Source organism: Christiangramia echinicola DSM 19838, from assembly GCF_000423065.1.
In the GTDB taxonomy this organism is placed as follows: Bacteria; Bacteroidota; Bacteroidia; order Flavobacteriales; family Flavobacteriaceae; genus Christiangramia; species Christiangramia echinicola.
The window spans coordinates 290,217-308,073 of the sequence record NZ_AUHG01000011.1; the positions used below are offsets into that span (position 1 = coordinate 290,217).

General features: G+C 37.6%; 18 protein-coding genes. 6 read left to right on the forward strand and 12 right to left on the reverse strand.

All coding sequences use genetic code 11. The features are described 5' to 3' along the window. The first annotated feature begins 239 nt into the window (after positions 1-239). Complete coding sequence (locus G530_RS0106385; protein ID WP_026933741.1) at positions 240-1,448, forward strand: NAD(P)-dependent oxidoreductase; 1,209 nt, start codon at positions 240-242, stop codon at positions 1,446-1,448. On the opposite strand, the gene G530_RS0106390 is transcribed toward G530_RS0106385, so the two are convergent. From G530_RS0106390 to G530_RS0106415, 6 genes are all read right to left on the reverse strand, one after another. Further along, complete coding sequence (locus G530_RS0106390) at positions 1,427-1,825, reverse strand: ribosomal maturation YjgA family protein (protein WP_026933742.1); 399 nt, start codon at positions 1,823-1,825, stop codon at positions 1,427-1,429. The two genes, G530_RS0106385 and G530_RS0106390, sit on opposite strands and share 22 nt — an antisense overlap. A 59-nt stretch (positions 1,826-1,884) precedes the next feature. After that, a complete protein-coding gene (gene creD, locus G530_RS0106395; protein ID WP_026933743.1) occupies positions 1,885-3,255 on the reverse strand; it encodes a cell envelope integrity protein CreD in 1,371 nt (456 codons plus the stop codon). 28 nt (positions 3,256-3,283) lie between these two features. After that, positions 3,284-4,054, reverse strand: coding sequence for an oxygenase MpaB family protein (locus G530_RS0106400; protein WP_026933744.1), 771 nt, complete (start codon positions 4,052-4,054; stop codon positions 3,284-3,286). A gap of 9 nt (positions 4,055-4,063) precedes the next feature. Beyond that, a complete protein-coding gene (locus tag G530_RS0106405; protein WP_026933745.1) occupies positions 4,064-4,348 on the reverse strand; it encodes a hypothetical protein in 285 nt (94 codons plus the stop codon). Between the two features lie 85 nt (positions 4,349-4,433). Beyond that, complete coding sequence (locus tag G530_RS0106410; RefSeq protein WP_026933746.1) at positions 4,434-4,745, reverse strand: winged helix-turn-helix domain-containing protein; 312 nt, start codon at positions 4,743-4,745, stop codon at positions 4,434-4,436. Next, positions 4,742-5,386: a hypothetical protein gene (locus tag G530_RS0106415; RefSeq protein ID WP_026933747.1), complete on the reverse strand. Its 645-nt coding sequence runs from the start codon at positions 5,384-5,386 to the stop codon at positions 4,742-4,744. The genes G530_RS0106410 and G530_RS0106415 overlap by 4 nt, the downstream gene beginning before the upstream one ends. A gap of 121 nt (positions 5,387-5,507) precedes the next feature. Here G530_RS0106415 and G530_RS0106420 point away from each other — a divergent pair, with 121 nt between their 5' ends. After that, a complete protein-coding gene (locus tag G530_RS0106420; RefSeq protein ID WP_026933748.1) occupies positions 5,508-6,338 on the forward strand; it encodes an endonuclease/exonuclease/phosphatase family protein in 831 nt (276 codons plus the stop codon). A gap of 48 nt (positions 6,339-6,386) precedes the next feature. Here the strand turns inward: G530_RS0106420 and G530_RS17275 are convergent, their stop codons facing one another. The 5 genes from G530_RS17275 to kdsA form a co-directional block, all read right to left on the reverse strand. After that, positions 6,387-8,312 (reverse strand): TlpA disulfide reductase family protein, encoded by a 1,926-nt coding sequence (locus tag G530_RS17275; RefSeq protein ID WP_051199720.1) that lies wholly within the window; start codon positions 8,310-8,312, stop codon positions 6,387-6,389. A gap of 104 nt (positions 8,313-8,416) precedes the next feature. Next, entirely contained in the window at positions 8,417-9,271 is an 855-nt protein-coding gene (locus tag G530_RS0106430; RefSeq protein ID WP_026933749.1) for a universal stress protein, read from the reverse strand. 2 nt (positions 9,272-9,273) lie between these two features. After that, positions 9,274-10,899 carry a BCCT family transporter gene (locus tag G530_RS0106435; RefSeq protein ID WP_026933750.1) on the reverse strand — a complete coding sequence of 542 codons (1,626 nt, stop codon included), beginning with the start codon at positions 10,897-10,899 and terminating at the stop codon, positions 9,274-9,276. Between the two features lie 20 nt (positions 10,900-10,919). Beyond that, entirely contained in the window at positions 10,920-12,074 is a 1,155-nt protein-coding gene (locus G530_RS0106440) for a hypothetical protein (RefSeq protein WP_026933751.1), read from the reverse strand. Positions 12,075-12,242: 168 nt separating this feature from the next. Next, positions 12,243-13,061 (reverse strand): 3-deoxy-8-phosphooctulonate synthase, encoded by an 819-nt coding sequence (kdsA, locus tag G530_RS0106445; protein ID WP_026933752.1) that lies wholly within the window; start codon positions 13,059-13,061, stop codon positions 12,243-12,245. A 130-nt stretch (positions 13,062-13,191) separates the two neighbouring features. Here kdsA and G530_RS0106450 point away from each other — a divergent pair, with 130 nt between their 5' ends. Beyond that, on the forward strand, positions 13,192-13,677 hold the full coding sequence (locus G530_RS0106450; protein WP_026933753.1) for a DinB family protein: 486 nt from the start codon (positions 13,192-13,194) through the stop codon (positions 13,675-13,677). A gap of 55 nt (positions 13,678-13,732) precedes the next feature. On the opposite strand, the gene G530_RS0106455 is transcribed toward G530_RS0106450, so the two are convergent. Next, on the reverse strand, positions 13,733-14,281 hold the full coding sequence (locus tag G530_RS0106455) for a CHRD domain-containing protein (RefSeq protein ID WP_026933754.1): 549 nt from the start codon (positions 14,279-14,281) through the stop codon (positions 13,733-13,735). A gap of 361 nt (positions 14,282-14,642) precedes the next feature. Between G530_RS0106455 and typA the strand changes: the two genes are divergently transcribed. The 3 genes from typA (at position 14,643) to G530_RS0106470 (ending at position 17,856) form a co-directional block, all read left to right on the forward strand. Further along, entirely contained in the window at positions 14,643-16,445 is a 1,803-nt protein-coding gene (gene typA, locus G530_RS0106460; RefSeq protein ID WP_026933755.1) for a translational GTPase TypA, read from the forward strand. Between the two features lie 138 nt (positions 16,446-16,583). After that, entirely contained in the window at positions 16,584-17,504 is a 921-nt protein-coding gene (locus tag G530_RS0106465; protein ID WP_026933756.1) for an EamA family transporter, read from the forward strand. A gap of 106 nt (positions 17,505-17,610) precedes the next feature. After that, positions 17,611-17,856 (forward strand): hypothetical protein, encoded by a 246-nt coding sequence (locus G530_RS0106470; protein ID WP_026933757.1) that lies wholly within the window; start codon positions 17,611-17,613, stop codon positions 17,854-17,856. Position 17,857 lies beyond the last annotated feature (1 nt).

The window sequence follows — 17,857 nt, forward strand, 5'->3', positions numbered from 1 at the left end:
TTAAAGGATTTCCGCTGTTATCCCTAACGCAAATGAGTTTCAATTTAATTACCGTCAACCAGAACTTGATTCAGGTTCTTAACAGATGCTGAAAACCAGTTCAGCATGACGAATTATTAAAAATTTAATTCTCATATTTTCAAAGAAATCCGATTGGAGATTCCAATCGGGCCTGCAAAGATACTCATTTAAATTTATATCTTTGAAACACTATTAAAATGCACAAAAGCTATACCAGAATGATAAAATTCGCCCTGATAAAAGAACGAAAAACTCCGCCAGACAGGCGAGTGGTTTTTTCTCCACAAATGCTTAAAGAAGTAGTTTCTCAATTTCCGGAAGCTTCATTTAAAGTGGAAAGTTCTGATATAAGGATATTTACAGATCAGGAATACCTCGATGCGGGATTTGAAGTTTCTGAAGATGTAAGTGATTGTAACATTTTATTAGGCGTAAAAGAAGTGCCAATTCCTAATTTGATACCTGACAAAAAGTACTTTTTCTTTTCTCATACCATCAAAAAGCAGCCATATAATCGTGATCTTCTACAGGAAATTTTAAAAAAGAATATAGAATTATACGATCATGAGGTAATTACCAATAAAAATAATGGCAGATTGATCGGTTTTGGTCGGTATGCAGGTTTAGTAGGGGCCTACAACGGGATACGTGCTATTGGTATAAAAGAAGATAAATTTCAACTTCCTAAAGCTGAAGGTCTTCCTGATCTGGCGGCGATGCTTTCAGAACTGGATAATATCGAGCTTCCAAATTATAAATTTGTACTAACCGGTAGTGGGAAAGTTGCCCGTGGTGCCAGGGAGATCCTGGAGCATTTAAATATGAAACAGGTAGATCCTGAAACCTACCTCGTCACTGAATTTGATAAACCAGTATTTTGTCATATTGATGTTCTGGATTATGCCAAACGAAAAGACGGCGCAGAAGGTAGTAGAAAAGAATTCTATCAGGTACCTGAAAATTATGATTCAGATTTTATGAAATATGCCAAAACCAGCGATGTATTTATTGCGGGACATTTTTATGGAGAAGGCTCACCAGTCTTTTATTCCGAAGAAGACATCAGGCATAAAGAGTTTAGAATAAAATATGTAGCAGATGTTTCCTGCGATATTGCCGGCCCCGTGGCCAGCACTATTAGACCATCTACAATTGCTGAACCATTTTACGGGTACGATCCCGAAACTGGCAGCGAAGCAGATTTTATGGATGAGTCTGGAATAGCGATCATGGCGGTAGATAATCTACCTTGTGAACTACCCAAAGATGCCAGTGAAGGTTTTGGGGAGATGTTTCTAAAACATGTTATTCCGGCATTTTTTGATGATGATAAAGATGGGATCTTAGGCAGGGCAAGAATGACCAGCGAAGGGAAACTTACTCCGTTATATTCTTATCTTCAGGATTATGTGGATAATGCAGAATAGTAATTGCGATAATATTCCAGGCTAAAACAGCATAGAATTCCCAGCGTATAAGCTAGTAGATCCCAAATAGAAAAGCTACTACCTAGAATGATCATCACCACTTCAGGCGGCTGATACTGCATAACTTTTACGATATTGATCATCTGGAAGAATTCCACCGCAAATGAGAAAAGCAATACAATAATAAGTGCTTTCAGAATAGAGAATCTGAAGATGGCCATCAAAAAACAGTAGAGTAGGATCACTACAAGAAAATCACCGAGATAAGGACGAATAAAATCGTCTGTAATATACTTCGCGATCATAATCTCGACGATTAGTAAAACCACAAATCCCAGTATATAATAGTGTTTTCTGTTCCTTTTTAATTTCAGCATATATTCAAATAAAGAGGCAGTAATCAGGCTGCCTCCTTTTATAACATTATCCAATTAATTTAATAATTATTCCAGTCTATTTTACGTGAGGCATACATCACACCTGCAAGAATCATAAACAAACCTATACTTCCAACAAGTAAGGCATAGCTTTCCAGTTGAATGATAATATAAATGAATGAATAAAGGGCTAAAAGTGAAGTTCCGATAAATAATGGAAATTTCCAGCCTGCGAGAATACTTTTTGAATAAAGGCTAATCATGAGGATCACAGACATTCCGGCGATCAGGTATGCTTTTAGAAAACTACTATGTTCAGAAATTGAGATCAATAAAGTATAAAACATGACCAGTCCCAAGCCTAACATAAGATATTGGAAGGGATGTATTGGGATCTTGCTAATTGTTTGTATCAGGAAGAATAGGAGGAAGGTGAGTCCAATCACCAGAAATCCATATTTTGTGGCACGTTCACTTTTCTGATATTCATCTACTGGCACCATTAGATTTACACCAAAAGCATATTCGGTTAGATCTGGCAGATAATTTTCGAATACCTGAGGGAATGGTCTATTAATGTCTAAAATCTTCCATTTAGCATTAAAACCGGTTTCAGTTATTTTATCTTCATTATAAGGCAGAAAGTTACCTTTAAAACTATTCGTTTTCCAGTCTGATTTCATTATTGCTTCGGTAGTCTTACCTATAGGAACAAATGAAATTTCAGAACTTCCGTTAATGGAAACCTTCATCTTGAATTCTAGTGGTATATTCTTGTTAATTTCAATTTCTGCAAGCGCTTCGCTTTCCATGAGATACAGTTCTTTACCAGTAAGTGACTTTCGATCCTGCGTTTGATATTTAGTAGAAAATGAATACTTCTCATCATTAAATTCAATATTCATCTGCTCATTCACACCTTTAAGATTGGAAGTATTAAATATGATCTTTGCTTTTTTCCATAAAAAATTCTCTTCCGGAATATCTTCATTCTGTAGGGCTGAGATTGAAAAAACTCCCTTAAACTCAGAGGTACTTTTATAGACGACAGTTTTATAGATTCCGCGCTTTTTCATTTCGGGATCTATGTTGGAGTTTATTTTCAGCTCATGAGGAAACAGGTAGAGATGTTTGATTTCTTCAATACTTTCCGTCGTTATTCCATTGTCCGAATTAGTGATCTGTTTCTCTCGAAAATAGCGATATGGGATCTTAAGTACAGGGCCGTAGATCGTAACGGCTTCTCCCCATTTATCGTTAATTTCGGTTACTATAGACTGTTGTCTTTCTGATCTTTCTTTAATAAGATCTTCTACCATGGCTAGTGGAATTAGCAGTACGAGGGTTAGAACCCCGATGGTGAACATTCGCGCTGTGATTGAGTTCTTTAACCAGCGCGCTATCTTATTGGCATTTGATTCTTTGTTCATTTTTTTGATTTTTAATGATGAATAATGATTACGATCTGGCAGGTACATGGTTCAAAGACCTTATTTCCTTCTGGTATGCCGAAGGAAGAAGCAGTGATTTAAGTATCCAGTCCAGTTTCAAATTTCTGCTCATCTTATAGACCATGATACCTGGATGTAAAAGAGACAGTCTTCTGAAAGCCATAAGTTGCCTAACCTTTTTCGGCGTGATGAGGATCTGAGTTTCAATTAGCAATCTATACCGAAACCAACCAAGGTGTTGGCGATATTGCTTGTAGAGGGCTTTAGAAAATTCGCCATAGTGAAGATGTTGTTCCAGATGATTTTTTCTCATTAGGACGAATTGTTCAAAGCTTTCCGGAAGATCTTTAATTTGCATACGGTGACCAACTCTATAGAATACATCAAAGATTTCGTGCTTTTCCAAAAGACTCAAAGGTCTTTCCAATGCCTCGTAAGACCTTATGGAATAATCTATAAGCATAAATAGAACATCCCGGTAAGCCCAGTCTGGAATATTTCGTCCACGACTGGATTCGACCGAACCATGTATCTTATTAATATTTTCAATCGCCTTTACTGCCTCATCTTGTGTGGAAAAAACAATTTTACGGGCATAACTTACGGTAGAGAACAGTCTGTCTAATGGATCCTGAGGAAGTCTGCCGGTATAGAACAACCAGTCTACCGCCCGGTTCAAAGCGAACTCGGCAGAGGCCCCGGCAAATATGAAGAGGATAGTATCGCTCTTTCCCCAGATCTCTCGAACAATAGAGTTTTCTTTTACAAAATATTCCATAATACGATTTTAACTTCCTGCGAATGGAGATCCTAAGATTCCTACGGATAATTCAGCCCAGATCACAAATAAAACAAAGAGAATTACTGCACAGGCGATGATCCTGCTCTTTAATGTCTTGAATTTAATCAGGGCGAAATTGATGGCAAGTCCGGTAAGAAATAGCAGGATTCCCATGATTAAAAAATCTGATCCGGTCCAGTTCACCTCTTCAGAAACCTGCATTCCAATAAAAGGGATCAAAAGAATGCCGACAACGACCATCAGGATTATTGACAAATTTTCAGTTTTCATGATTTAAGTTAATTAGTTAGACTGTTAAGTACTTTGAAATACAAAGTAGATTGATAAAAAAATAATTATTGTTTCATTAATAAAATTAGATGTTTAGATCATTTTTCGCATTGAGTAATTTCTCAAGTGCATCAAGATGTTCCTTAAAAGCTTTTCTTCCTTTATCTGAAGCTATATACCTTGTATTCGGTTTTCTATCTATAAATGACTTCTCCACCGTAATATAATGCTGCTTTTCCAGGGCTTTGGTATGACTGGCGATGTTACCATCTGTCGCACCTAATAGCTCCTTCAGCGTTTTAAAGTCTACATGATCATTTACCATTAATACGCTCATAATTCCGAGACGGATTCTATGGTCAAAAGCTTTATTTATATTGCTTATAATATTCTTCATTCAGCAGTTTTTCTTTCATATTTATTATGCATCCAGATGCCGTAAATAATATGAAAGAGCCCGAATCCAACAGCCCAGAAATAAATTCCGAAACCTATGAACTGTGTAGCAATTAAGCCAAGGATCACGTTTGCATAGCCAAGGCCTTTGAGATCTGCAAAGGTATATTTACTTCCGTGAATTAAAGCCAGTCCGTAATAAATAAGCATAGCGGGGGCAATTAAGCCAATAATCCCGTATTGCAATAGCACCAGGCAGAAAATTCCGCCCGCTGCAAGGGGAGTAAAGAAATTTATAAGCAGTCTTTTACTGGTAGCATCCCAAATCTTCTGATCATTTTTTCTCGCTTTACGAGTAGTTAGAAAAATGGCCGTTCCAATTGCCAGGATAAGGACGGCTATAGCCAGAAGAATTAGTTGTTGCGCGAGATCAGAATTAAGGTTTGATGCTGAATATGAATTATAGTCACCGTTATAAACTGAATTATTCTCTCTTAGAATTATTTTAGCAAAGACGGCACCCATGATGGCGTATATGCCAGCAAAGACTCCGGCAAGGCCACTAAGGGAAATAAATCGTGATGAACGATTCATCATACTTTTGATATCAGCTAGATCCTGAAGATACTTTTCGTTTTCCATTTTAAAGTACTTTGAAAAACAAAGTAAAACAAAATAATTCTAATATTAGATCAAAATTGAATTAAATTCTGGGATAAGGTAGTTTCCGTGATAATTCCGACCTTTATAAAAATAATTACTCATGAAGAATCGATTCTTTATTTTCTTCCTGCTGTTCATGCAGGCCACCCTTTACAGTCAGCAATTGGAATTAATGACCTACAATATTAAATATGCCAATGAGAATGATGGTGAAAACAGCTGGTCTAATCGCCAGGACTGGATCACATATCAGATAAAATTCTATGAACCAGATATTCTTGGGGTTCAGGAGGCTGTCATTATGCAAATCGACCATTTTTCTACAAATATGCCACAATATAAATATGTAGGTATCGGTAGAGAAGGGGAGAATAAGGGTGAGTTCAGTGCTATTTTATATAATAAAGATAAGTTTGAAGTTCTTCATAATAAAACCTTCTGGCTATCAGAAACTCCTGCTGAAATTAGCAAAGGCTGGGATGCAGCTTTTAACCGAGTATGCACGTATGCTTTATTTCAGAATATGGAAACCCAGGAAAAATTCTATGTTTTCAATACACATTTTGATCATGTAGGTAAAGAAGCAAGAATGAATAGCACCAGGCTTATCATTCGGAAAATAAAAGAACTTAACAAAGAAGATCTACCTGTGTTTTTAATGGGAGATTTTAACCTTGGGCCAGATTCTGAAGGGATTCAACTATTATCTGGTTATCTTGACAAGTCCAGGGAAAAAGCTGAAATAAGCTTCGGCCCGGAGGGTACATTTAATGGGTATAATTTTAATGAACCTGTGAATCGCAGGATCGATTATATTTTCACCAACAATAAAGTGAAGGTTAAGAAATATGCGGTGCTCACCGATTCTAAAGAGCTGCGTTACCCATCAGACCATTTCCCGGTGATGATCATCGCTGAATTTAAGAATTAAAAAAAAGCCCCGACTAATCGGGGGCTTTTTGATGAAAGAAGCTTTTTTCTAAGCTTCGGGTTCTTTATTTTTTTGCGCCAATTCTATCATGATGCCTATTTCTTTAAGTAGCTTTTCATTGTTTCCGCTATAACCAACTTTCTTAAAATTGATCATTCCATCTGGTCCAATGATTATCTTGGTAGGAATTCCCTTGATCCCATATTCTGAAACCACGGTAAAATCCCGGCTTCCTTCTGCTACCGGTTCATCCATGAGCACATGAAAATCATAGTCATTTTCCTCGATAAAATTCGTTACCTTCTCAATGCGATCTTCACCGGTTTCCCAGGTATTTACAAAAAGAAATTCTACATTCTCATTATTAGCAAATTTATCAATCGCCTTTTGCATACCAGGAAAAGACATTTTACAAGGTCCACACCAGGTAGCCCAGAAATCAAGGATCACAGTTTTTCCTTTCAATGAGCTAAGTTCAATTTCATTTCCCTTCAGATCTTTCAATTGAAAAGACGGCGCCTCTTCACTGAGCATATTTTTCTCAAGTTCAGTGCGTGTGTTCTGTAGGGCTTTCTCTTCTATACCGGCGAGGTAAGTTTCAAAATTTTCAGAATTGTCATTTTTAGCGTATGCCGTTTTAAGATAATCCTGCATCTCTGCATCAGCGCGATTATCTACCATAAATTCCTCGGCTTTTTCCTGAGCCAGGTTGTATTGTTCAGCTTCCAGAAGATATTTTACATAGCGAGTGGTCATATCTGACCCGGAATTTTCAGTCAAAGCGTTTTTCTGTGTTTCAATAGCGCCTTGTAGATCCCCCTGTTTATGTAGTATATACGCATAGGTGTCAGCATATATGCTTTCCCTGGATTTTAACGATTTGTCAAATTGTTTCCTGGAAAAAAAGTCTGGCTTATTCTCATAGTTTCCCAGGGATTCCTGTATTAATTTCAAAGATCTTTGAGAAAATTCAGCTGCTTTCTCCAGGTTCTCATCTTCCTGAGCCATAGTCCATGCAGTATTGTTGAATAGACTGGCTTTTATATCTAAATCATCCATTTTAGCCACATATTCATTAAAAGCTTTCCAGTCCTTTTCATTGACGTAGCCATCTGCAATTAAACGGAGCATAGTATTCCTAAAGTAATTCTTAGCACCTATATTCTCTTCGTATTGATTGAAATACCTTAATTTTTCCTGCTGGTCTTTCGCTTGAAATACCTTAATCATCAGGTCTCTTTGCGCCAGCTTACTTTTGGAATATTTTTCTATTGCAATTTTATTTATCGAGTCACTTTCCTTTTCAGCCCCTTTATGGTCATAGAGATAAAATAAAGCCTCATACTCCTCTGCGGTAAGAGAATCTTTTTTTGAATAATAGGCTATACGTTCATCGATATAAGATTGGCCTTTTTCTCTATTGGTTCTCATTAAAACATTTGAATAATCCACTTCAAATTCTGAAACAAGTTCAGGATTTTTCTCCAGGTCTTTTTCTATCATAGCCAGAGCAGAATCTTTATCAATTTTTACATTGAACTGTTCAGAAGCCCCGGCATAATAGATTCCTTTGGCGGCTCCCGCTCCTTTTATTTCTTTACCATTTTCATCATACAAAGAGATCACATATCCTTTTTGGTCATTTGCCTCATAAACATCTCCATTCTTGAAATTAAAAGCGATTGCCTGGACACTATCCGGAATTTGAAGAATGGCGTTATGTATACCTGCAGAATCCCTGAATTCTATATCGGCAGGATACTTCGTAGCGTTTAAAAGATAGTTTACGGTGGTTTCGGTTTCGTCACTGGTCTCACCGGAATACTTGATATTAATGGTTTCACCGGGTTGAGGTTTGGATTTCGAAATGTACAGTTTTCCTATGTTCATTCCTGGATCTTCAGATTTTTCATCTTCACAGGACGAAAAAGACACAAGCATGGCTAGAACCAGTAATTGGGTGAAATTTCTCATTTTAAGTTTAAGTATAGGTTATTATCCCTATAAAACTAAGGAAATGAAAAGTGTTTAAAGAATTTTAGGCTAAATAATCGATGACCAACGCTTAGGTGTGCAAATTATTTCGCTACCCAAAGTGGAATCCGAAGCTTTCGGTCAAAAAGTTCATCGGTTACACTACCAACCAGGAGGGATGAAAATACGTTTCCACCTTTATCTGCAACCACTAAAAGATCTGCGCCTGCCTTTTCTGCCTCTATATTAAGTTTTTCAGCGACACTTGCATCCCGGCCCCGAATCACCTTAATATCACAATCGGTGATCTTATGCTTTTTAAGAAATTTCTCGAATTTATCCCTGGTATGTTTTTCTATTTTCGGGATCATTTCCTCTTTATTCAGGTAAGGAGTGAATTGAACAGGAACATTAAAAATATTTACAGCAGTAATATTTGCCCCCGTAGAATTGGCCAGCATTGAAGATAATTGAAATACTTTAGAAGATTCTTTAGAGAAATCTGTGCCTCCCCAGATGTTCTTCATGTTTATTTTTACATTATTCGGGACAGAAACTATATCACATTTTAGCAGCCTCATTAATTTATCTGAAACTATACCGGTTCCTTCATGATTTGATTTATTTCCAACCATGACCAGGTCGATCTCATACTTGTTAGCCACATAATTTATAAGCGATTCGGTATATGGATCTTCAGAAATAAGCACTTCTGAAGGAGTATCAGTTTTAAAGTGGGTTGCCACCTTCTCATCCAGTTCTTCACTGATCAAAGTTTCAAGGTCTAATTCTTTTAATTGTTCCTGGAAGAGTTCTGAGATCTCATACTTCTTTATATTATGTACAAAATATACCTTTTTCGGATTTAATTGATCCGATAAAAATGAAGCATATTGGATGAGGTCTGCATCTGTCGAGGTAAGGTCTAGAGCTACCAGGATCTTTTCTATATTTTTCATAATTATTCGGTTTTCTCTGATTTTTGAAAATTCCTTTTATTCACTATTTCTGAAACGATCTCTTCATAATTCTCCATCTGCTTTTCAGATTTCTTCTCTTCCATCTTCTTCATGTCTTCTTTCAGGCCTTTATAGAGAGAATAGCACATGACGAGTAGAATTACTGCAAAGGGCAGACCGGTGACAATGGTGGCGGTTTGCAGTGCCTGCAGTCCACCTCCAATTAATAGTACTGCAGCTACAGTACCTTCGGTGACAGCCCAGAATATTCTTTGCCCTACAGGTGCATCTATTTTTCCTCCTGAAGTAAGACTGTCTATTACCAGTGATCCGGAATCAGATGATGTTATAAAGAATCCTGCGATCAATAGAATCGCGACGATATTTATCACCATTGCTAATGGGTAATCCTGAAAAAAGACAAATAATGCTGTGGCAATATCATTATTTACGGCATTAGAAAGCACGTCATTCCCGCTCATGATCTGCTGGATCGCAGTACTACCAAAAGCAGACATCCAGAAGAAGGTTACCAGAGAAGGAACCAGTAATACTCCTAATATGAACTCTCTAATAGTTCTACCTTTTGAAATTCGCGCGATAAACATTCCCACAAATGGAGACCATCCTATCCACCAGCCCCAGTAAAATACTGTCCAGTCGTTTTGCCAGGTTCCGCCATTATATGTTTCACTCCAGGTAGAAATTTCCAGAAAATTATATAAATAGCTTCCGGTATTTTCAACAAAAGATCTGAATATGAAAATTGTGGGTCCTAAGATCAATGCCAGTACGAGTAATACCACGGCAATTCTCATATTCCATTCACTTAATACCTTTACTCCTTTGTCTACACCTAAAACTACTGAACCCGTGGCGATTAAGGTAACCCCGGCAATTAAAAGTACCTGCGTTTGTATGCCGGCAGATATTCCAAACACATGATTTAAACCAGATGCGATCTGTTGAACCCCGAATCCCAGTGAAGTTGCGAGTCCGAAGAGTGTTGCAAGTACTGCGAAAATATCTATAATATCACCTGTTTTTCCATAGATACGATCACCCAGAAAAGGGTAAAAAATAGATCTGATAGTTAGAGGTAAACCACGTGAATAGGTGAAATAAGCCAGTGAAAGTCCTACTAAAGCGTAAACCGCCCAGGCATGGAATCCCCAGTGTAAAAAGGTGAAATTCATAGCTTCTGTAGCTGCAGCTGCAGTTCCAGCTTCAGCCGTTGGAGGACTGTTGAAGTGCATTACGGGTTCTCCTACACCAAAGAACAATAGTCCAATCCCCATTCCGGCACTAAATAACATGGCGAACCAGGAGACGGTCTTAAATTCTGTTTTAGCCTTAGGACCACCAATTTTTAAATTTCCGAATTTGCTGAATGCGAGATAGATCAGGAAGATCAGGAAAATGTTTATAGATAATATAAAGAACCAGTCGGCATTGCTGGCGACTTTAGTTTGAAGATCAACAAAGAAAGACTCTGCTCCTTCTTTAAAAATTAGCGTTAAAGCAATACTTATTATTATAAAAATAACTGAAGTGAAAAATACCGGGCCATTCACTTCCAGTCCAAATATTGACTTTTTTTCGTCGCTTCTTGTAACTTTTTCTGCCATATAATTTTTTTCAGATTAGTTTAAAAATAGTAGCCTATATTGATATTGAATCTTGCTTCCCATTTAGCATCGGAATTTCCAGTAGAAAAATCATCTACGAAATTACCTCCCAGCCAGGAATGATTATAACCGGCGGCGTAATCTATATAGGTATATACATGGCCCGCGCTTATAAGAACTCCGGTCACATTCATGAAGGAGTCCTCAAAACTGGCTATTTTCTTGTCCATGTAGCCAAAGTCATTATAAAATTGAAGATTGCTGATTGGTCCTAATTTTACAGGGATACTTTTTGAAAAAGCAAAAGTGTAAATATTGAAGTCTGATGCTACTTCATATGGAACACCATAAGCTCCCATTTGGAGGATATCTTTAGATTCTCCTGGTAAATTCTTTGGGTCATTATTGATGGTCATGGCCTGCAATTTGAAATTCCAGTTCTGGAAATCCACTTCATAATGCAAGGCAAGTCCGCTATGTGATCCTGTTTCTTTAGTGTCAAGATTATATAAACCTCCATATTGAGCGGAGAATCCAAGACGATTTTTGATGGAATCCCCGAACTTATAGATCAACTTTCCGTTTACCTGGTTTACTTCCTTGTTACGACCAACTACATCGTATGAATATCTGTCTGGAGATGTTTCAGTGTCACCTCCAAAACGTAACTCTTCTGCATTTTTATAGAAGGCTAGATTATATTCGAATTTTTCACCTGCATGAAGGTACTTAACGCCCATGTCATGATCATCTTCCAGGCCAAAATAGTAAGTGAGGTTGAAAAACCAGTTATGGGAGTTGTATTGCTGTATCCCGAAAGGAACCTGGCTTAGTCCTACCTGGATTTCATCCTCCTCATTAAAACGATAGCCTACCCAACCTTGTTTCATAAATCCACCCCCAAAGGCTTCAGAATATAAACGATATTCGGCATTTAAATAAAGATCTTTCCAGGCTGCATCAAAATTGACCCTGAACATATCATAACCAAAATCACCTCCACGGTTCTTTTGTCCCTCTTTCCAGGAAGAAAGATTGTAATTGAATCTTACAGCTCCGCCAACTGAAATTTCAGGTTTTTCCTGTGCGTAAATTTGATTTAATCCTGGAGAAAACATCCCAAATAAGAAAATGGGAATGAATAGGAATTTCCGTAGGGTAGATATTCTTTTCATTTTCGGTGGTTAGAATCTCTTCAAAGTACTGGAAAATCTACCGATATCCTATTTGCTTTTTATTTATTAACGTTACTTTAGGTTCTGTGAGATTATTTTCAGAAAGTTTTGTAAAAAAAATAAAGCCCCTATAAAAGGAGCTTTATTAATTGAATTTATCGGTTTTGACTATAAGCTATTCACAGTTTTCCTGATCGCTACTAAATTGCTTAGTAATTTCTCCAGGTGCGCCAGATCCAGCATATTTGCTCCGTCACTTTTAGCATTTGCAGGATCAAAGTGAGTTTCTATAAATAGGCCATCCACATTATTTACAATTCCGGCGCGGGCAATGGTTTCTATCATATCTGGTCTCCCTCCAGTAACTCCGGTGCTTTGGTTTGGTTGCTGAAGTGAATGCGTGACATCAAGAACGGTTGGAGCAAATTCACGCATGGTTGGGATGCCTCTAAAATCTACAATAAGATCCTGGTAGCCGAACATGGTTCCTCGATCTGTAACCATAACCTGCTCATTATTACAATCTGTCACTTTTGTAACCGCATGTTTCATAGCTTCCGGACTCATAAATTGTCCTTTCTTTAGATTAACAACTTTTCCTGTTTCAGCAGCGGCTACAACAAGATCTGTTTGTCTAACTAAAAATGCCGGGATCTGTAGAATGTCTACATATTCGGCAGCTAATTGAGCATCACTTATCTCGTGAATATCTGTAACTGTTGGAATATTAAAAGTCTCTGATACCTTTCGAAGGATCTTTAATGCCTTTTCATTACCAATTCCCGTAAAACTATCTATTCTACTACGATTTGCTTTTTTAAAGGATCCTTTAAAAACATAAGGAATCTCAAGTTTATCTGTGATTGTAACAACCTTTTCAGCGATCCTCAAAGCCATATCTTCACCTTCTATAGCGCAGGGCCCGGAAAGAAGAAAGAAATTGTCACTATTGGTATGTTTTATATTTGGTATGTTGTCCAGTTTCATTTGTTCAAAATTTGTCGCAAAGATAATTGAATTAATATGGTACTGCAATTAAACGGAATTTGGAAAAAACGTACTGCAAAATGTAATTTTCTGTAAATTAGAATATTGTTTAATTCTAATTTCTCTGATTATGAAAATTCATGAATTTATAATTCCCCAATTGCAACAGGAAGTAGCTCTAACCGAAAAATTTTTGAAAAGAATTCCTGAAGATAAAATGGGATGGAAACCTCATGAAAAATCTATGACGATCAAACAAATCGCCAATCACCTGGCCGAAATTCCGTCTTGGATAACTGGTACTATGGAAGCAGAAGCGCTGGATCTTAAAGGGTATTCTTCTCCGGTATTAGATTCGGTAGAAGAGATCATAAAGGAATTAAAACAGAATACGATTGTCGCTGAAACTTCCTTGAGAAAATCTGATGAAGAATTTTACAGAACATGGCAGATGACCAAAGGTGGGGAAACTTTATTCGAAATGCCAAAGTTCAATGTTTTGCAAGCGATGGTGATGAATCAATTTCCTCATCACCGGGCACAACTTGGAGTTTATTTCAGGTTGCTTGATATCTCGGTTCCATCAACTTACGGTCCTTCTGCCGATGAAGATTGAAAATAAAAAAACCGCCATACAGGCGGTTTTTACTTAATATCAATTACGTGAATTCTTACATTTCTTCCAGTTCCCCACAGGCAGCCGGAATAGTAGCAACATATTCATCATTGTTATTTATACCGTGAAGTACAATTACTCGATCTTCAAGATCGTCAAGGTCTTCTACAGTTGGGTTTCCATTTTCACCTAACATGAAAGTTTTTTCATAATTGATGTTTCCGTCAGCATCGGCTGTTGGAAAATCCTGCAGAGGAAGTAGAACTTCTCCGTAAGATGGAGCTCCTTCTGGAATAGTAATAATACCATCTTCATCTGTATCTGCAGATGCTGGAGGGCAGGTTCCATTCTCACCATCTTCTAAACCGTGAATGTGTTGCGGGTGAGCCTGGTTAGGAGTCATTCCCTGAGCTATTACATTTACTGTAAGGATGTCTCCCTGCATAGTCACTGTAGCGGTTCCGGTCGCTCCAGAGTCATTAATAGATCCTAGTTGTGCCTCATAAGACATCATGTTTTCCATGTTCTCATTATCATCGTCATCGTCACAACTTGCAACTCCTAATGCTAATACTGATAAAAATAATCCTTTAATTAAATTCATAATAATTTCTTTTGTTTGACCCCAAAACTATAAGCCTGTTTAGGAAGGTTCAATTTTTTAAAGCTGTTTAACACCGAAGCTTTTCAGATTTAACAATGCCCGGAAATGGAGTCATATTTTTCTGTTTGTGATTCAGATAAATAGGGCCGAAAAATGAAATTGAGTCCTATTTGAGAATTAACTTTTTTAGGAGATTTTTTAGTCTTTTGTCAATTCCTGGAGATACCTGGAGTTAGGCTGTTAATGCTGAATTAAATTTTTAAGCTTAAAGTTGTTGATTATCAGTAAATTAAAATCTTTTAAAACTACGATGGTTTAGCGAAAAATAGCTGTACATTTGCAGCCTTAAAAATAAGGCTACATGACAGCTATTAGAAATATCGCGATTATCGCACACGTTGACCACGGTAAAACTACTTTGGTTGATAAAATTATGCATCACTGTGAATTGTTCCGTGATAACCAATCTACGGGTGAACTTATCCTGGATAATAATGATCTGGAGAGAGAACGTGGAATTACGATCACTTCCAAGAACGTCTCAGTGACTTACAAGGACACTAAGATCAACATTATAGATACTCCTGGTCACGCCGATTTTGGTGGTGAAGTAGAACGTGTTTTGAACATGGCCGATGGTGTATTGCTACTGGTAGATGCTTTTGAAGGACCAATGCCTCAAACTCGTTTCGTGCTTCAAAAAGCGATCGATCTTGGTTTGAAGCCATGTGTGGTTATAAATAAAGTAGATAAAGAAAACTGTACTCCAGATGAAGTTCATGAAAAGGTTTTTGACCTTATGTTTGAACTTGGTGCTGAAGAATGGCAGCTGGATTTCCCAACCGTTTATGGTTCGGCGAAAAACAACTGGATGAGTGATGACTGGAAGAATGAAACCGATAATATCGAGCCTTTGCTTGATATGGTTATGGAACATATTCCTGCTCCTAAAGTAGATCTTGAGGGATCTCCTCAAATGCTTATTACTTCTCTGGATTTCTCTTCATTTACAGGTCGTATTGCGATTGGAAGATTACAGAGAGGAACCCTGAAGGAAAATCAGCAGGTTTCTTTGGTGAAGCGTGATGGAAGCATCAAGAAAACCCGAATTAAAGAACTACATACTTTCGAAGGTTTAGGCCGTAGAAAGATCGAAGAAGTACAGGCAGGTGATATTTGTGCTATCGTTGGACTGGAAGGATTCGAAATTGGTGATACTGTTGCCGATCTTGAAAATCCTGAAGGACTTAAAACGATCGCTATCGATGAGCCTACAATGAGCATGCTTTTCACAATTAACGATTCTCCTTTCTTTGGAAAAGACGGAAAGTTTGTGACTTCAAGACATATCAAGGAAAGACTGTATAAAGAACTTGAAAAGAACCTTGCACTTCGTGTTAACGAAACCGATAGTGCAGATAAATTCATGGTCTTTGGTAGAGGTGTACTTCACTTATCTGTTCTTATTGAAACAATGAGAAGAGAAGGGTATGAGCTTCAGATTGGTCAGCCACAGGTAATTATCAAAGAAATTGACGGAGTGAAATGTGAGCCAATTGAAGAGCTTACTATTGATCTTCCGGAAGATGTTTCTGGTAAAGCCGTGGAAATGGTGACTATGAGAAAAGGGGAGATGCTTTCTATGGAAGCTAAAGGAGAGCGAATGAATATTCAATTCCTTATTCCTTCAAGAGGTATTATTGGTCTAAGAAACCAGTTGCTTACTGCTACTGCAGGTGAAGCGATCATGGCACACAGATATAAAGAGTACCAGCCTCTAAAAGGTGGAATTCCTGAAAGACAGAATGGTTCTTTAGTTTCTATGGAGAAAGGAAAAGCTATTCCTTATTCTATCGATAAACTTCAGGATAGAGGTAAGTTCTTCGTAGATCCGGGAGAGGATATTTATGAAGGTCAGGTAATTGGTGAGAACTCACGTCAGGATGATATGGCGGTGAATATCACTAAAACCAAGAAACTTTCTAACGTACGTTCATCTGGTGCAGATGATAAAGCGAAGATCGTTCCTGCGATCAAGTTTTCTTTGGAAGAAGCTTTAGAATATATTCAGAAAGATGAATATGTTGAGGTTACTCCACATCATTTAAGATTAAGAAAAATCTATCTGACGGAGAACGACCGAAAAAGAAATAAGATCATATAATCTTATCATATATAATTTTGAAAAGCCTGCCGTTAGGCGGGCTTTTTCATGCAAAATTTTGCCTGAAGATTTAAAATAACTGCCTGCGAGAGTATTCTGCTAACTATGGAATGCTCTATACTTTATTGTTTAAAATACATGGATAAATCTGTACTAAAAGGATCAATTCTGGTAGCGCTTGGAGCGTGTAGCTACGGGATGCTAACCACTTTTGTGAAATTAGCCTATGAGGATGGTTATACTTCGCATGAAGTTACCTTTTCACAAATGGCGCTAGGACTACTGGGACTTTTTCTCATAAATCTTTTTGTGCGCAAGAAGGATAATGCTGAAACCGGAACTTCCAGGAAACTCAGTAAACTGAAATTGATCGCGGCTGGAACAACATTAGGTTTAACCAGTTTTTTCTATTATCTCGCCGTCAAATATATACCGGTTTCTATTGGAATCGTTATGTTGATGCAGAGTGTGTGGATGGGTGTTGTACTGGAAGCCATCATGAAACGGAAAAGGCCAGGCACAAAAAAGATTCTTGCAGTAATAGCGATTCTTGCAGGGACGCTACTGGCAACCAATGTTTTCAAAGATTCATTCGAGATAGACTGGAGGGGAATAGGCTGGGGAGTTCTGGCCGCGATGTCCTATACAGGAACGATCTATTGCTCTAACACAGTTTCTCTGGATATGCATTCCCTGAAACGAAGTCTATGGATGATGCTAGGTGGTTTTATCGTGGTAAGTATTATTACGCTACCGTATTTGATCGTCGAGTTTAATACTAATATTTTTCTGAACTGGGGATTGATATTAGCTTTGTTTGGGACTATCCTACCTCCGTTATTATATACTGCCGGAATGCCGAAAATTGATGTGGGTCTTGGTGCGATCATTTCTTCTATTGAATTACCTGCGGCCGTTCTTATGGCCTATTTTTTACTGAATGAACAGGTGAATATTGTTCAATGGCTGGGAATTGGACTTATACTTCTGGCAGTAGTGCAAATGAATCTTAAGAAAAGTAGACAGCAAAAACGTAGTAAAGAGGAAATTTTCAGTTAATTACAGAATTATTCAGGTTAACCTTCCCTCGGGATAGTTGAGGTTATTTAAAATAGGCCGCCGCAAAGGTGTCTTATTTATAACCTAATTTATGTAAATTTATAAAATGACTGAATTTTTAGGAGTTTCAATCACCGAGTGGATCGGCTACCTGGCTTCATTTTTTGTGCTGCTTTCCTTTCTTATGAGGAATATTGTAACCTTGCGTTATGTTAACAGTATTGGGTGTTTGTTCTTTGTAGCTTACGGAATTCTTCTTTATTCCTGGCCCGTAATAATTACCAACGTTGCTATTGTTTGTGTAAATATCTATTACCTGTTCATTAATAAAAAACCGGTTCAGGAAGCTTAGT

What these genes read in the sequence shown, in the direction of transcription:
- G530_RS0106385 (WP_026933741.1), top strand. Translation starts at nt 240, where the DNA reads ATGATAAAATTCGCCCTGATAAAAGAACGAAAAACTCCGCCAGACAGG.
- G530_RS0106390 (WP_026933742.1), bottom strand. Translation starts at nt 1,825, where the DNA reads ATGCTGAAATTAAAAAGGAACAGAAAACACTATTATATACTGGGATTT.
- creD (WP_026933743.1), bottom strand. Translation starts at nt 3,255, where the DNA reads ATGAACAAAGAATCAAATGCCAATAAGATAGCGCGCTGGTTAAAGAAC.
- G530_RS0106400 (WP_026933744.1), bottom strand. Translation starts at nt 4,054, where the DNA reads ATGGAATATTTTGTAAAAGAAAACTCTATTGTTCGAGAGATCTGGGGA.
- G530_RS0106405 (WP_026933745.1), bottom strand. Translation starts at nt 4,348, where the DNA reads ATGAAAACTGAAAATTTGTCAATAATCCTGATGGTCGTTGTCGGCATT.
- G530_RS0106410 (WP_026933746.1), bottom strand. Translation starts at nt 4,745, where the DNA reads ATGAAGAATATTATAAGCAATATAAATAAAGCTTTTGACCATAGAATC.
- G530_RS0106415 (WP_026933747.1), bottom strand. Translation starts at nt 5,386, where the DNA reads ATGGAAAACGAAAAGTATCTTCAGGATCTAGCTGATATCAAAAGTATG.
- G530_RS0106420 (WP_026933748.1), top strand. Translation starts at nt 5,508, where the DNA reads ATGAAGAATCGATTCTTTATTTTCTTCCTGCTGTTCATGCAGGCCACC.
- G530_RS17275 (WP_051199720.1), bottom strand. Translation starts at nt 8,312, where the DNA reads ATGAGAAATTTCACCCAATTACTGGTTCTAGCCATGCTTGTGTCTTTT.
- G530_RS0106430 (WP_026933749.1), bottom strand. Translation starts at nt 9,271, where the DNA reads ATGAAAAATATAGAAAAGATCCTGGTAGCTCTAGACCTTACCTCGACA.
- G530_RS0106435 (WP_026933750.1), bottom strand. Translation starts at nt 10,899, where the DNA reads ATGGCAGAAAAAGTTACAAGAAGCGACGAAAAAAAGTCAATATTTGGA.
- G530_RS0106440 (WP_026933751.1), bottom strand. Translation starts at nt 12,074, where the DNA reads ATGAAAAGAATATCTACCCTACGGAAATTCCTATTCATTCCCATTTTC.
- kdsA (WP_026933752.1), bottom strand. Translation starts at nt 13,061, where the DNA reads ATGAAACTGGACAACATACCAAATATAAAACATACCAATAGTGACAAT.
- G530_RS0106450 (WP_026933753.1), top strand. Translation starts at nt 13,192, where the DNA reads ATGAAAATTCATGAATTTATAATTCCCCAATTGCAACAGGAAGTAGCT.
- G530_RS0106455 (WP_026933754.1), bottom strand. Translation starts at nt 14,281, where the DNA reads ATGAATTTAATTAAAGGATTATTTTTATCAGTATTAGCATTAGGAGTT.
- typA (WP_026933755.1), top strand. Translation starts at nt 14,643, where the DNA reads ATGACAGCTATTAGAAATATCGCGATTATCGCACACGTTGACCACGGT.
- G530_RS0106465 (WP_026933756.1), top strand. Translation starts at nt 16,584, where the DNA reads ATGGATAAATCTGTACTAAAAGGATCAATTCTGGTAGCGCTTGGAGCG.
- G530_RS0106470 (WP_026933757.1), top strand. Translation starts at nt 17,611, where the DNA reads ATGACTGAATTTTTAGGAGTTTCAATCACCGAGTGGATCGGCTACCTG.